This is a genomic window from Candidatus Pristimantibacillus lignocellulolyticus (genome assembly GCA_023639215.1).
In the GTDB taxonomy this organism is placed as follows: Bacteria; Bacillota; Bacilli; order Paenibacillales; family Paenibacillaceae; genus Pristimantibacillus; species Pristimantibacillus lignocellulolyticus.
This window is the reverse complement of sequence record CP097899.1, coordinates 4140671-4154636: the sequence shown is the minus strand read 5'-3', so window position 1 is coordinate 4154636 and position 13966 is coordinate 4140671. Positions and strand designations below refer to the sequence as shown.

Below are 13966 nucleotides of genomic sequence, written 5' to 3'. Positions count from 1 at the left end.
GAAGGCTAAAAAGATACTAGAACAAAGCGGGGGAGCTTTGAATCAGTAGTTAATAAATAAGCTGCCTCATTAGTATCTAAGAGGCAGCTTATAGGACGTAACGAATCGCCAAATTCACACAGTTGATATTCTACTGTTAGTGGAACCTCAGCAAAGACTTCACGAATCACAATCCTGTCTTCTTCCATTGACCGCAGATTCTGAGTCAATACTTTCTGACACCTATACGATAAAAAGGTGCCTACTTTCAAATATACTGCAATTCTTTTATTATAATGGTAGACATTTGTAATGCAAAAGTATTAATAATAGAACTATTGAAACAATATTTTCATTCATGTCCGTAAAGGAGTGTAAAATATGATAGAAAACTACCAATTACACATAAATGGAGCGAAGGTAGCACTTAATGTCTTTAGTTCTGATGATTATTCGCAATACTTACAAGTTTTCAACTCTAACGAGAGTGATATTGATTCAGATGAGCATTGAAATCAGAAATATAATGTCTAAGAAAATTTTAAGCGAAGCTAAAGGATATTTAGATGTTGGATTTACCCATACGTTGAATCCCTATAGCGGCTGTGCCTTTTCTTGTAGTTATTGTTATGTTAGAGAAATGCCCATTCAAAAGTTCAAAGACATTCCATGGGGAGAATGGCTGGACATTAAAACAAATGCCGCAGAGAATTACCTAGATGAAGTTATCAAACTTCGCAGAAAGAACAAACCAGTAAATATTTTTATGTCATCTGCCACAGATCCATATCAGCCAATTGAACGTAAGGCAGAAATTACAAGGCGAATTTTAGAAGCGATGATTGAATATCCTCCTGATTTGATTCAAATTCAGACACGAAGCCCACTCATTGTAAGAGACCTTGATTTATTAGTGAAGCTAAAGAACATTAGTGAAGTTCTAGTTTCTATGACAATCGAAACGGATCGGGATGATATTAAACAAATATTTGCACCGCTCGCTCCTGGGATCAAGTTGCGACTAAAAGCATTAAAAGAATTGCATGAAGCAGGGATAACTACGCAAGCTTCCATTTCGCCTGTTTTGCCTTTTACCCCGGACTTCCCAAAATTGCTTGAAGGTATTGTAGATCGAATTTGGATTGATACGCTTCTAATTGGAGATGGTGCTATGGGGAAACGATCGGAGCGACTCGGAATGCCAAAGTTGTTTACAGACAACGGCCAATCAGATTGGTACAAGGGAAATATACATGTTCGCGTTGAAAAGTACTTTCGTAAAACTTTTCCTCCCGATATGATTCACGTATCACGAAATGATGCTTTTCCAATGAATTAGAAAAACAAACCTCCGTGCATCATTCGGTGGTTTTTTTTCGATAACCTTATTAATATGCTGTATAATGAATCAAGAACTTAAATGGAATGCTCTTAATAAAAACTAGAAAGGTGGTTCTAAGCGATGACGCATGAACCCCAGAGTAGAACGAATAGTAGTAACCATAATTACGTCGATTCCACAGATATGCAACGTAAGCTGTATAAAAGATCCTTATTCATCATTGTTCTTTCTCAAATTTTTGGTGGAGCGGGACTTGCTGCTGGTGTTACGGTAGGTGCGCTACTTGCGCAGGATATGTTAGGCTCAGAAAGTTATGCAGGTATCCCTACAGCATTGCTTACGCTTGGTTCTGCTGTGGCTTCATTGCTAGTAGGACGACTCTCACAACGGCATGGGCGCAGGTTGGGGCTTGCCGGAGGATTTTTAACTGGAGGACTTGGAGCAATCGGTGTCATTGTAGCCGCCCAAGTGAATAGTGTGGTGCTGTTATTCATATCGCTGCTTATCTATGGAGCAGGAACGGCAGCGAACTTACAAGCACGTTATGCAGGAACAGATTTGGCTAAGCCGAACCAGCGTGCGAAGGCGATTAGTATTGCAATGGTTTCGACTACTTTCGGAGCTGTTGCCGGTCCAAATACGGTTGAAGTTACGGGCAGTTTTGCTACTTCAATAGGTTTACCAGCCCTAACGGGTCCTTTTATTCTAGCTGCTACTGCATTTATCTTGGCAGGATTAGTTCTATTGCTCTTTCTTCGCCCCGATCCATTGCTTGTCGCAAGAGATCTAGCCAAGGATAACGCACATATTCCACCTGCAGTCGACCATAAGAAAACTCGCATTAGTAACAACAGAGGACTGGTTGTAGGGGCAACAGTAATGGTATTGACGCAAATCGTCATGGTTGCGATTATGACAATGACTCCGATTCATATGAAACATCATGGTCATAGTCTAGGGGACATAGGATTAGTTATTGGTATTCATATCGGAGCGATGTATTTACCCTCACTAATAACAGGAGTATTAGTCGATAAGTTTGGTCGTACTACGATGTCAATTGCTTCAGGGGTGGTTCTATTGCTTGCAGGTATTGTGGCGGCTATTGCTCCCCCGGATTCGATGGCAATACTTATCGTTGCTCTTGCATTACTAGGTATTGGTTGGAATTTCGGCTTAATCAGCGGTACAGCAATCATTGTAGATGCAACTGATCCAACAACTCGTGCAAAAACTCAAGGAACTATTGATGTTTTAATTGCACTAGCAGGGGCATCAGGTGGAGCACTATCTGGCATGGTTGTATCACATTCAAGTTATGCAACGCTTTCACTTGCTGGTGGCGGACTTGCTTTGTTACTAATCCCAGTTATCATATGGTCAATAAGTAAACGAAATGTAACTGCTTCGCAAAATATTCCGTTCAACTAATTTAGAAGAAAGTAAAAAGGGGCCCTAGGGTCCCTTTTTTTCTATCATTTAATTAATTTTGTTGAAGCATATGAATATGTTCAGCAACACGTTCTCCTAATTGTGAAGATGACTGGTGGAGATAGCCTAACACAATTTGCGCAATATCATCAGCGATTGCAGCAAGATCAATCGCTAGATTCTCGACTAAATGCTCTTGATCTTCAGGGGTAAGATCTTCATAAAATTGCCCCGCTTGCGTGAAATCATCTGTTTTCGGTATTTCAGAACGAATGAGTTGCCCCGCTATATATTTTCCACTACCACTCGTTATAAGGGATTCTGGAGTCCAATTCTGCTGCTGATTAATAGGAAGCTTTCGAAAATCAGGTCCTATACGTCTACGCTGTGAATCTGAGTAAATATTGGTTCGTCCCTGTAACATTTTATCTTCTGATAATTCAGCGCCTTCCAGAAGATTAGATGGTGAAAATGCTATTTTTTCAACTTCTTCCATAAAGTTTTTCATATTTTGATTAAGCACTAATCGACCGACAGCGTGCAAAGGATATTGTTGTTCGTTCCATACCTTCGTATCATCAAGTGGATCAAATGGTAATATTGCCTCATCACGAGGATCCATGAGTTGCACATAAAGTCCATATTCTACGATTTCACCTGCAGCAAGTGTGTCGTATAGATCTTTACCTGAGTAATCTGGATTCTCCCCAGCTAGCTTTGCTGCTTCTTGTCGATCAATATATTCTAATCCAGCAATAGGAAGCCAGTGGTATTTTACATAGGTTACAATGCCTTCAGCATTTCTCCACACATAGGTGTTAACACTGTGACCTCGAATATGGCGGAGGCTTTTAACCGTACCGTAATCTGAGTAAAGCCACACAAGAAAGTTTGTTGCTTCTGGTGCTCTAGCAATAAAACTCCAGAACCTTTCGGGGTCTATTAAATTATTTGTTGGAGATGGAAGGAAGGCATTAATTGATTCTGGGAAGCGTATTGGATCTCGAACTGAAAAAACAGGAATATGATTGCACAATAAATCGAAAACACCTTGATCCGTATAAAACTTAGTTGAAAATCCACGAACATTACGAGACGTATCAGGAGTGCCCTGGTTGCTGACGGCTAAGGAAAACCTTACTGCAACTGGAACCTGATCACCTGGATTTTGTAAAAAATTCAGCTTGGTATGTGCTTCCATGGAGTTTATTGTTTCAAAATAACCTAAAGCGCCATAGCCTTTGACATGCACAGGACGATCAATAATTTTAGTATGTATAAATAGCTCCATTGTCTCATGTAATTTGCTATCCTGCTCTAGTATTGGGCCTCTAGATCCAACGGTTTGTGAATGCAAAGCTGCTGGTACATCTTGCTGCCAAGGTAAAGCTTGCTGATCACTGTCTGGTCCAGTTGGCTGTGTTGATTGTTCTGGAAATCTATATAAAGACTCATCATTTGAATCCATAAATCAACCTCCTGTCTCGATTTTTGTTCAATTATTTACTATGCTTACATATATCCAAATATGACAAAGAAGTCCTCTAATAAGATCAAGAGCGGTAATTCGCTCTGTTGAAGTTGAGGGGGCCGCATTTATATCGATAATTTATTGAAAGGCATTATATTATAGAAAAAGTAATCAATCAATAATATTACCTTGACAGTCATGGTAGTATTTCGTATTATTCAAATATGAGGTGATTATGTGAGTGAGAACAAAATTACATCCGACCTACTGCGCGGACATACAGATACGATGATTTTACGGTTATTATCCGAAGCTGACCGCTACGGGTACGAGATTGTCAAGTTAATTGCTGAGCGTTCAGGCGGTGAGTACGAACTAAAAGAAGCTACTATGTATTCCAGTGTTCGACGACTTGAGGCAGACGGGGATATCGAGTGGTATTGGGGTGACGAATCACAAGGCGGCCGGCGCAAATATTTCAGAATAACCGAAAAGGGGAGGGAAACTCATTCCCGTAACAAAAACAATTGGGAATACGCTAAGCGTGTGCTTGAAAATTTATTATAAGGGGATTTGATCATATGAGTCAGAAATTGACCAATTATTTGAACGGTATTTTTACGCCTTACGATGGGGTAAAAAGTGTTACCGAATTAAAATCTGACCTACTCTCTGATTTACAAGAGAGGTATCATGAACTTAAAGAAGAGGGTAAAGACGATGAAACAGCGTTTAATATGACCATTGAAAGCATAGGTGACATCGAGGCAACGATTCTAGAAGTAGCTAATCTGTCTCGCTCGCTGGAGCGGCAATTACTGACAAATTTTAGCGCGAGCAACCTAACGCAAAGTGACTTTGCTGGTGTAATTGCACATAAGGGACAATTTAATACTAGCGGGTTGATAGGTTCCAACTTCGAGGGTGCAGATTTGACGGGCAGTTCATTTAAGGCGAGCGACGTAAGCGCAGCTAATTTTGACAGAGCTAATCTGACGGATTGTAACTTTACTGTCACTACGCTTGCGAATGCAAGCTTCAAACAATCAATCCTTGTACGAACCAACATTAGCAAGTCAGATCTAGTCGGTGTTACATTCAAGGGGGTCAATATGACAGAAGTCACGCTAAACATGATCGATCTGAGAAATACGAACTTTGAAAGTTGTGTCTTTGACGGAGTAGACTTCAAATATTGCGACCTCAGCGGGTTGCGACTTGACGGGCAAACTTTTATCGGCGTTAAGTTTGACAAGTCGGCAGTAAACGAAGTTTCGTTTAGGGGGGCTACTCTAAAGAATGTGTCTTTTCAGGCGTATTTTTCATTGACTAATAAGTATTACCGTTCCATCCAAACAATCTGCTTTGACGACGCAATCATGGATAAGCTAACCTATGCATCACTTAAGGGCATGGGAGCCGATTTATCTAAAGTTACGGTTATATAAAGTATTTTAAGTGGTAATCACATGACGAGCAGCTAAATAAGTATAATCTGCATATAAATGATCCACATCAACTATGGATCTCAGACAAAGCATGTCCACTTACTAACTTTAATGCTGATCTAAAGGATGTATTGATAGGTAGATTTACTAAATTATTCAATTGCAGGATTCTACTAAATATTTTATAATTATTTTTTATATTATTAAATAGCAAATTGCAGATGGCGAATAGTAGATATTGGAGTGGGGCAATTGTACCGTAAATCGTTTATCATCGTACTTAGTTTTATTGTAACGTTAGCTATTAGTTTAATAGCAATATTTTCCATGACCGTGAATAAGACAAATGGGATAGCAGTCCTAATGTATCATGACTTTGGTTATAGAGGTAATCCAGCTACTATTAATAAAGAAGTTTTTGCTGATCAGATGAATTCACTTTCTGAACATGAATTTAATGTAATCTCTATGGAGCAATATATAGATTATATGGAAGGGGAGATTGAGCTTCCTAAAAAATCAGTTTTGATTACATTTGATGATGGTTATGAAGATTTTTATGAGATCGCTTATCCAATTTTACAGCAACATCACTTTCCTGCGACTAATTTTGTAGTCGTGAAATCATCAGACGAGCCGAATCCGGAATATTTTCCTCATATGACCTGGGATCAAATGAGAGAGCTGAAAGCTAATGGAATGAGCATATATAGCCATACGTATGATTCACATATAAAAATTAATGAAGTGAAAGATAAGTATCCATTATTAGCTAATTATCAAGATGGTGAAACATCAGAGGAGTATAAAACACGAGTTCGTGAGGATTTAGAACACGCACATGAGTTGCTGGTAAAGGAGCTTGGCGAACAGGCTAACATCTTAGCTTTTCCATATGGAGCTTACAGTGAAGAACTGTTAGAGGTAATGGATGAGATCGGCATTGAACATGCATTTTTAATCAGACCTGGGATTAACGATCGTGGTGGGAATGGCTTATATTATCGTATTAATGCCGGCTTGTCTTCGTTAGATGGAGAAGCACTTGTAAGAAAAATTGAAGAATTTTATCAAAAATAGAACACAAAAAAGCCATCGTTTGATTCAACCCAACCGATGGCTTTTCCTCATGTCTACAAACGCACTTAAGATGAGTTCCATGCAAGGATAACATGAAGCTTAATTAAAACCTCAATTATGTATAATAACACCAGGTGAGGGGGAATATACAAAATGTTGATATATCACTCACTTGGAGGGAAGTTATGGATGTATCCTTTTCTAGACTTCAGATAATATTTTTGTTGTTACTTTCACTTGGCATATCAAATCATGTCCTTGTAATCCCACATCTTCTTAAGGAAGCAGGACGAGATTCTTGGATTAGTATTTTGGCCGCCTATCTGTTATTGGTGGGATGGAGCATTATATTATATTTAATACTAAAATCTATTCGTTCTATATCGTTTAATCAATGGCTAATATCTCGAATGGGGATTTTTGTTTTTTGGATCATTTGCAGTGCAATTACTTTATATCTCCTTGCAGCTGGAATAATGATTATTTTTGATACAACAACAAACGTAAGCATATATTTCCTTCCAAATACACCAAGCTTAATTGTAATTTTAAGCTTTATTACAATATCTTATTGCGCGGCAAGATCGGGACTAAAAACGATTGTATATATGTCAACCGTATTATTGCCAATCGTATGGTTATTAGGAATTTTCGTATCTATATCAACCATTGGCAGCAAAGACTATGGTTTGTTACATCCTGTCTTCACAGAGGGAATGAATCCTAGTCTACGTGGTGGAGCAGTTGTGTTTGGCGGTAGTATTGATTTGCTAGTTTTATTATTCCTGCAACATAAATTGACTAAGCCCATGAACTATTTAAGTATTTTTTTGCTACTTACGTTACTAGTAGGCTTAATTTTTGGACCTACTATGGGAGCGATCTCTGTTTTCGGTCCGTCCCAGGCAGCATATATGAGATTTCCTGCATTTGAACAATGGAGACTTATTATGATTGGGAGTCATATTAGTCATGTAGATTTTTTAGCTGTCTTTCAGTTGATGGCGGGAAGCATCGTTAGAACTTCCCTTTTGATATATATTTTATCAGATTTACTTGGAAAGCAATTTCCAAATTATCAACAAACGATTACGATTAGCTGCACAGCCATTATGTCCATGCCCGCGATTTTTAGGGTGAGCGACATAAAGATGCAAGATATTATCCATAACTATTTCTACAAGTATTCAATCTGGTTCGGAGTAGCATTAACAGTTGCTCTTTTTGCAGCAACCTATTTTCGACAAAGGAAAGGGAGTACAACATGATGAATCAATCTTCTGAGGAATCTACTCTTTTTGCACAATTGGACATAGATCTTCGAAACGGAAGTTTACTTGTTGACCAATTGAAGCAATCCTTTTTGTTATATGCAGATATTAAGTTTCCATCACTTGCACAATTTGAAACGTCAGAGAAATTAACGGCATGTTACTGTGAAGGAATGGTCGATAAAAGCCAGTTAAATGAATACCTAACTAGAATATGCAAGTATATTAACAACAAAGTTTCCTATACGATAGAAGGTAAGGGTTATTCTGAAGAATTACCTCTAATTGAAACAAAAAATTCTATCGGAGATATGATTACAGGTCTGTTTACAGGTAACTTGATTCTTTACCATGAGGGCTCCACTAATTTCTGGTTAGCAAGTATATCTGACGTTCCACAACGATCTCTGCAAGAATCTAATACTGAAATTTCGATAAAAGGTCCAAAAGATGCTTTCACAGAAGATATATTCACAAATATATCTCTTATAAGAAAACGAATGCAAACGGGTTTATTGTTCAGTGAACTGTTCGTTTTAGGAAGCTTAAGTAAGACGAATGTCTCATTGATCTATTTAACTCATAAAGCAAATCCGGATATGATTATTGAAGCTAGAAAAAGATTAGAAAATTTCCATGCAGAGAGCGTTATAAGTAGTGGGCAATTGGAGCAATGGTTGTCTGATCGGACGTTCTCCCTGTTTCCGTTGATTGATTATATAGGACGACCTGATTTTGTTGCAGAAACGTTACTTCGTGGGAGATTCGCAATAGTTGTAGATGGTTCCCCCATGGTACTTATCGGCCCAAGCAACTATTTAGAATTATTGAAAACTCCTGAAGATGTCCATTTCCCTTATTTTATTGTTATGTTTCAACGGTTACTTCGAATTTTAGGTTTATTACTTAGTATTTTCTTGCCGGGCTTTTGGATCGCAATTGCTTCCGTGAATCTGGACCAAATTCCATTTGAGCTATTGTCTACGGTAGTCGTTTCGCGTTCTGGTGTTCCAATGCCATCATTTCTTGAAGCGCTGTTATTGTTATTTCAATTTGAGCTACTCCGAGAAGCAGGTGTTCGGCTACCGAAAGCTGTTGGACAGACGGTGGGGATTGTTGGCGGACTTATTATCGGAGAATCGCTTATTCGTGCTGGTCTTGCATCTCCAACCTTACTAGTAGTCATAGCTATTTCAGCAGTAGCCTCGTTTTGTTTGGTAAATCAATCTTTGTCGGGTACGGTTAGCTTACTAAGGTTAGGTATTTTATTGGTATCCTCTTACCTAGGCATATATGGTTTCTTTCTTAGCATGTTCGCTATTTTAATCTACCTTTGCCGACTGGAGTCCTTTGGGATGGCTTATTTAGAGCCGATATCTTCTTTGCAAATAAAGGATTGGTTATCTGCATTTTTGATGGACCCATTCAGGAGATCTCGTGTTTCGTCATCGATGATCAATAAACAGAAAAGGTGAGGTAGTTGTTACGTAAATCAATAGTTGTACTTGTTCTGCTCTTTGAGTCTTTATTAGTATCAGGTTGTAGTAGTACTGACGTCAAAAGTATAGAAAAATTGAATTATGTGTCATCCATAGGTGTAGATTATGTTGATGGCGAGTACCATAGTTATATACAGTTATTAGAGTTTCTTACTGTAGCTAAGACAGATAATAAGCAGCAAGCCCCTTCTAATATATGGATAGGAGAAGGGATTGGCTTGTCTTTTGAAGATTCACTCTTTGATCTTTATCGAACGTCGCAAGAAAAAATATATTGGGGACATATGACAGCAATCGTGATAAGTGAATCAGCATTTAAGCAAGGGATTGGGAAAATTTACGATAGTTTTGTCCGTTATTATGAATTTCGTTTAACACCTTGGGTGTATGGTACAAGGGAATCGGTAAAAGACATTTTTTCCACATCCGGATTTTACCAACAGTCACCGCTTGCTACTATTCTTCATGAACCACAAGGAGTCTACTCTCAAAATTCTTTAATAAAATCAGTTAGGCTTCATAGATTAATTAGTCAGATTAATGAGTCCGGATTCACTTCTTGTATACCTACGCTTGTCGTAAACAACAATCAATGGGTTGAAACAAATAAAGCAGAACCTAAATTAATGATTGACGGGGCATTTTTTCTTAAAAACGAAGAATTCCGTAGCTATATCCCCTTGGAAAAGCTAAATGGACTTCGTTGGATTCAGCCTGGTACGATAAGAGCATCAATCGCCATTCCGAGTAAAGAGGATGAAGATGTTCAAATGGTTGTTGATAAACCGAAAACAAAACTGAAATTGGTCCAAGAAGGGAACAAACCGCAATATAATATTCTAATGAAGGCAACTGGATCTATTATAAGTCGAACAAATAATAATCTAACGGGGTTACAACAATTAACCAACGAAACAAAATCTGCAATCGAAAAAGAGATAAGGGAAGTATACCAAATAGGTTTATCAGAGCAGACAGATATTTTGAACCTTGAATACACTTTATACAGAACTGACAATAAAAAATGGAAGGCCATGTCCCCTGTAGAAGAAACTTTACTTACCGAAAATACGATCAATGATATCAAAATTGACTTAAATATCACGCATTCTAGTAGTATGAAAAATAGTCGTATGGGGAGAAGTAACTAAAGGAAAAGGCAGCTGATTTAACAGCTGCCTTTTCCTTGCTAACGGGTAGATTATTCTAAAAGTTATACGCTTATCCGATAATGTGAATTGTATGATAAAATTATTAGATTAAAGCATCTTAACAACGAAAGGTGAAAACGAAATGAATATAATAATCGACCAAATTGGTAACTCTAAAGTCGCAATGGTAGATAGCACTGACATCATAATACACGTTGTTCAAGATGCATTGGATTTAATGGCTTCTATTAGTTACAACAACAATGGATGCAATAAAATTATGATATACAAATCGAACATAACTGAGGATTTCTTCGATCTAAAAACAAGAATTGCAGGTGATGTACTTCAAAAATATGCGAATTACAATGTTAAGCTCGCTATTATTGGAGATTTTGATGAGTATAACAGCAAGAGTTTGAAGGATTTTATTTATGAGTGTAACAATGGGAAGCAAGTATTCTTCTTAAAAGATAAACAGGATGCACTTTATGCTCTTCACAGTATCAATTAATTTCTATTATAAGGGGAAGAGTTATGTCAAACAACGTAAAACAGAGAAGAATAATTTTAGATTTAGCTGTTACTTTAGATGGTTTGATTGAAGGGAAAAATGGAGAAGTTGATTGGTGCATAATGGAACCAGAAATGGATTTCACTAATTTCTTGAATCAAATTGATACTATATTTTATGGTAGAAAAAGTTACGATTTATGGGGAAAATATGTCCCGAATGCTGAAGACTCTGATAGCGACAAAGAAATATGGGAAATGGTACATAGTAAAGAGAAATATGTGATTTCCAAAACACATGTAGGGACTGATACTGGAGCAATCGTTATTAATAAGAATATTGTTGAAGAAGTAAATATGTTGAAGAATACGCCTGGTAAAGACATCTGGCTGTATGGCGGAGCAAGTCTCATTACAACTTTTATTAATTTAGGTCTAGTTGATGAATTTAGATTATCTATACACCCCGTTATTTTGGGAGAAGGAAAACCGATGTTTATTAATATAAAGCAGAGGTTGAATTTGAAATTGGTTAATAAAAGATTATTCTCATCTGGCGTTGTCCAACTAATCTATAATAATGAAGTAAGTTAGTTAAACAAAACTTATAAAAATCATTTTAATCAGGAGGAATAACACGTAAATATTAGAGAACGAATGTGCGAAGAGAAGGTGGCATCTTTGCTCTACCGGTTGTAATCGAGGATGATGTTTGGATTGGAAGTGGTGTAATAGTACTCCCTGGTGTTACAATTGGAAAAGGCAGCGTTATCGGAGTTGGAAGTATTGTAACTAAGGATATACCTGCAAACGTAATTGCTGTAGGAAACCCATTAGAGCACGACAGACAATATTATTATAAAGACATGCGAATCGATCAGGTTCAATGGTGAGAGGGGTATATTCAAATGGATATCAAAGCACAACTTCACAATGGCAGTTTATACCTGCCTGGAGATGAGCAATTGGCTAAAGAGCAAACTAAATGTTTAGAAAAGCTTTATGACTTTAACAAGACACGGCCAATGGAATATGACAAAAGAACAATTCTACTTAAAGATATGTTCGCTGATATTGGAGAGGGATGTTATATAGAGCCACCACTTCATTCAAATTGGGGTGGCAAGCATGTTCACTTTGGTAAAAACATATATGCTAATTTCAATTTGACATTGGTAGATGATACACACATCTACGTTGGTGATTACACAATGTTTGGTCCAAATGTGACTGTAGCTACAGCAGGGCATCCAATCTTGCCTGAACTTCGTGAACAAGCTTATCAATATAACGCACCTGTATCTATTGGGAGAAACTGCTGGATTGGAGCTGGTGCAATATTACTCCCAGGTGTTACTATCGGTGATAATACAGTGATAGGAGCAGGGAGCGTAGTTACAAAAGATATTCCATCCAATGTAGTAGCAGTTGGTAATCCATGTAAGGTGCTTCGAGAGATAAATGAGCATGATAAAAAGTATTATTTTAAGAATCGAGAAATCAACCTTTAATTAATTATTTTAGAAAAAGAAAAGTAGCTACTTTATGTAGCTACTTTTCTTTTTAAATCGAACTAAGTCGTACCTAGTCATTTCTCCTTATCGTGTTATACTAATTAGAATTCTAGATGAAAAATAGGAAGCACAGGATAAAGTGAAGATCAGTTAGCTAGATCAACAAAGAGAAGAGATTTTTCAAATATCGGAGAGTGGAATTAATGGAAATCAAAATCGATGATTTGACCGGAAATAAAATAATTGAATTGGTCAGTGAGCACTTACATAGCATGTTCGAACAATCCCCGCCGGAGAGTGTACACGCTTTAGGCTTGGATCAATTAAAGTCACCAGATATTACTTTCTGGAGTGCTTGGGAAAACGGAGAACTCTTAGGATGTGGCGCTCTTAAAGATCTTGGTAACTATCATGGTGAACTCAAATCAATGCGTACATCTACAAAACATCTTAGAAAGGGAGTCGCATCTAAATTACTTGCTCATATCATCGAGGAAGCAAGCCAACTAGGATATCGCCGCTTGAGCTTAGAAACGGGTTCTATAGAAGGATTCACAGCGGCCAGAAAGTTATACGAGCAATTCGACTTTGAATATTGTAATCCTTTTGGGGATTACCATGAAGATCCCAACAGTGTATTTATGACAAAAGAAATTACAAACTAGGATCTAATTAGTCGTTCTCATAGTAAGGGGTTATTAATTTGCATATAAGAGAGGATTTAAAATTACGTCGGCTGTATCATCAAGAAATACCTGAGGTGCTAGTTTTAATGAAGGACGTCATTTCACGTTTACCTTTCCAGGATCAATTTGCTATGGATGAAGAGAATTATTTCTTAGAAATTATAAATGGAAAGGGAGAGATTTACGGTGCTTTTAATCATGAACAATTAGTCGCATATTCCGTATTGGCATTTCCCGGAAAGAGCAAGAGTAATCTCGGAATTGACTTAGCAATACCAGATCAAGATTTAGCATTTGTTGCAGTTCTCGATTCAACTGTTGTCCATGAATCTGTTCGTGGACAAGGCTTGCAAAGAATGTTTCATGAGATTAGGGAAGAACGTGCTAAAGAAAGTGGTTGTAATTACTTGTATTCAACTGTGCATCCTGAGAACCATGCCAGCGTTAAAAACTTAGAATCTGCTGGGTTTACTCTTCAGTTTACACGTCCGATGTATGGAGGGAAAATCAGACATTGTTATGCAAACGACTAAAATAAGAGTGTGCTTACAATAGAGTAGGCACCAACCACATAGGAGGAT

At 37.6% G+C, this 13966-nt stretch carries 15 protein-coding genes and 1 pseudogene; 14 read left to right on the top strand and 2 right to left on the bottom strand.

Annotated features, from left to right (window positions below; translation table 11 throughout):
- Nucleotides 1–5: 5 nt before the first annotated feature.
- Nucleotides 6–188, bottom strand: coding sequence for a winged helix-turn-helix transcriptional regulator (locus NAG76_17755; protein URN96874.1), 183 nt, complete (start codon nt 186–188; stop codon nt 6–8).
- Nucleotides 189–481: 293 nt separating this feature from the next.
- On the opposite strand from NAG76_17755, the gene NAG76_17750 reads away from it, so the two are divergent.
- Together NAG76_17750 and NAG76_17745 are read left to right on the top strand one after the other, a co-directional pair.
- Nucleotides 482–1318, top strand: a complete 837-nt coding sequence (locus NAG76_17750; GenBank protein URN96873.1) for a radical SAM protein — start codon at nt 482–484, stop codon at nt 1316–1318.
- A 123-nt stretch (nt 1319–1441) separates the two neighbouring features.
- Complete coding sequence (locus tag NAG76_17745; GenBank protein ID URN93654.1) at nt 1442–2752, top strand: MFS transporter; 1311 nt, start codon at nt 1442–1444, stop codon at nt 2750–2752.
- 52 nt (nt 2753–2804) lie between these two features.
- Here the strand turns inward: NAG76_17745 and NAG76_17740 are convergent, their stop codons facing one another.
- Nucleotides 2805–4220 (bottom strand): catalase, encoded by a 1416-nt coding sequence (locus tag NAG76_17740; GenBank protein URN93653.1) that lies wholly within the window; start codon nt 4218–4220, stop codon nt 2805–2807.
- Between the two features lie 240 nt (nt 4221–4460).
- Here NAG76_17740 and NAG76_17735 point away from each other — a divergent pair, with 240 nt between their 5' ends.
- From NAG76_17735 to NAG76_17680, 12 genes and pseudogenes are all read left to right on the top strand, one after another.
- Entirely contained in the window at nt 4461–4790 is a 330-nt protein-coding gene (locus NAG76_17735) for a PadR family transcriptional regulator (GenBank protein URN93652.1), read from the top strand.
- A 14-nt stretch (nt 4791–4804) separates the two neighbouring features.
- Nucleotides 4805–5671 (top strand): pentapeptide repeat-containing protein, encoded by an 867-nt coding sequence (locus tag NAG76_17730; GenBank protein ID URN93651.1) that lies wholly within the window; start codon nt 4805–4807, stop codon nt 5669–5671.
- Nucleotides 5672–5923: 252 nt separating this feature from the next.
- Nucleotides 5924–6751, top strand: coding sequence for a polysaccharide deacetylase family protein (locus NAG76_17725; protein URN93650.1), 828 nt, complete (start codon nt 5924–5926; stop codon nt 6749–6751).
- Between the two features lie 185 nt (nt 6752–6936).
- Complete coding sequence (locus NAG76_17720; protein ID URN93649.1) at nt 6937–8019, top strand: endospore germination permease; 1083 nt, start codon at nt 6937–6939, stop codon at nt 8017–8019.
- Entirely contained in the window at nt 8019–9497 is a 1479-nt protein-coding gene (locus NAG76_17715) for a spore germination protein (protein ID URN93648.1), read from the top strand. The genes NAG76_17720 and NAG76_17715 overlap by 1 nt, the downstream gene beginning before the upstream one ends.
- Nucleotides 9498–9502: 5 nt before the next feature.
- Nucleotides 9503–10672 (top strand): Ger(x)C family spore germination protein, encoded by a 1170-nt coding sequence (locus tag NAG76_17710; GenBank protein ID URN93647.1) that lies wholly within the window; start codon nt 9503–9505, stop codon nt 10670–10672.
- A 142-nt stretch (nt 10673–10814) separates the two neighbouring features.
- Nucleotides 10815–11186 carry a DUF4180 domain-containing protein gene (locus NAG76_17705; protein URN93646.1) on the top strand — a complete coding sequence of 124 codons (372 nt, stop codon included), beginning with the start codon at nt 10815–10817 and terminating at the stop codon, nt 11184–11186.
- A gap of 23 nt (nt 11187–11209) precedes the next feature.
- Nucleotides 11210–11779 (top strand): dihydrofolate reductase family protein, encoded by a 570-nt coding sequence (locus NAG76_17700; protein ID URN93645.1) that lies wholly within the window; start codon nt 11210–11212, stop codon nt 11777–11779.
- A 116-nt stretch (nt 11780–11895) separates the two neighbouring features.
- Nucleotides 11896–12078 (top strand): annotated as a pseudogene (lacA, locus tag NAG76_17695) (galactoside O-acetyltransferase).
- Between the two features lie 15 nt (nt 12079–12093).
- On the top strand, nt 12094–12696 hold the full coding sequence (locus NAG76_17690) for a sugar O-acetyltransferase (protein URN93644.1): 603 nt from the start codon (nt 12094–12096) through the stop codon (nt 12694–12696).
- 206 nt (nt 12697–12902) lie between these two features.
- On the top strand, nt 12903–13364 hold the full coding sequence (locus NAG76_17685) for a GNAT family N-acetyltransferase (protein URN93643.1): 462 nt from the start codon (nt 12903–12905) through the stop codon (nt 13362–13364).
- A gap of 107 nt (nt 13365–13471) precedes the next feature.
- Nucleotides 13472–13918: a GNAT family N-acetyltransferase gene (locus NAG76_17680; protein URN93642.1), complete on the top strand. Its 447-nt coding sequence runs from the start codon at nt 13472–13474 to the stop codon at nt 13916–13918.
- The last annotated feature ends 48 nt before the right edge of the window (nt 13919–13966 follow it).

Bases quoted from the DNA above. Each gene is read 5' to 3' on its own strand.
- NAG76_17740 (URN93653.1), bottom strand. From the start codon at position 4,220: ATGGATTCAAATGATGAGTCTTTATATAGATTTCCAGAACAATCAACA.
- NAG76_17755 (URN96874.1), bottom strand. From the start codon at position 188: ATGGAAGAAGACAGGATTGTGATTCGTGAAGTCTTTGCTGAGGTTCCA.
- NAG76_17745 (URN93654.1), top strand. From the start codon at position 1,442: ATGACGCATGAACCCCAGAGTAGAACGAATAGTAGTAACCATAATTAC.
- NAG76_17690 (URN93644.1), top strand. From the start codon at position 12,094: ATGGATATCAAAGCACAACTTCACAATGGCAGTTTATACCTGCCTGGA.
- NAG76_17720 (URN93649.1), top strand. From the start codon at position 6,937: ATGGATGTATCCTTTTCTAGACTTCAGATAATATTTTTGTTGTTACTT.
- NAG76_17705 (URN93646.1), top strand. From the start codon at position 10,815: ATGAATATAATAATCGACCAAATTGGTAACTCTAAAGTCGCAATGGTA.
- NAG76_17750 (URN96873.1), top strand. From the start codon at position 482: ATGAGCATTGAAATCAGAAATATAATGTCTAAGAAAATTTTAAGCGAA.
- NAG76_17685 (URN93643.1), top strand. From the start codon at position 12,903: ATGGAAATCAAAATCGATGATTTGACCGGAAATAAAATAATTGAATTG.
- NAG76_17715 (URN93648.1), top strand. From the start codon at position 8,019: ATGAATCAATCTTCTGAGGAATCTACTCTTTTTGCACAATTGGACATA.
- NAG76_17700 (URN93645.1), top strand. From the start codon at position 11,210: ATGTCAAACAACGTAAAACAGAGAAGAATAATTTTAGATTTAGCTGTT.
- NAG76_17730 (URN93651.1), top strand. From the start codon at position 4,805: ATGAGTCAGAAATTGACCAATTATTTGAACGGTATTTTTACGCCTTAC.
- NAG76_17680 (URN93642.1), top strand. From the start codon at position 13,472: ATGAAGGACGTCATTTCACGTTTACCTTTCCAGGATCAATTTGCTATG.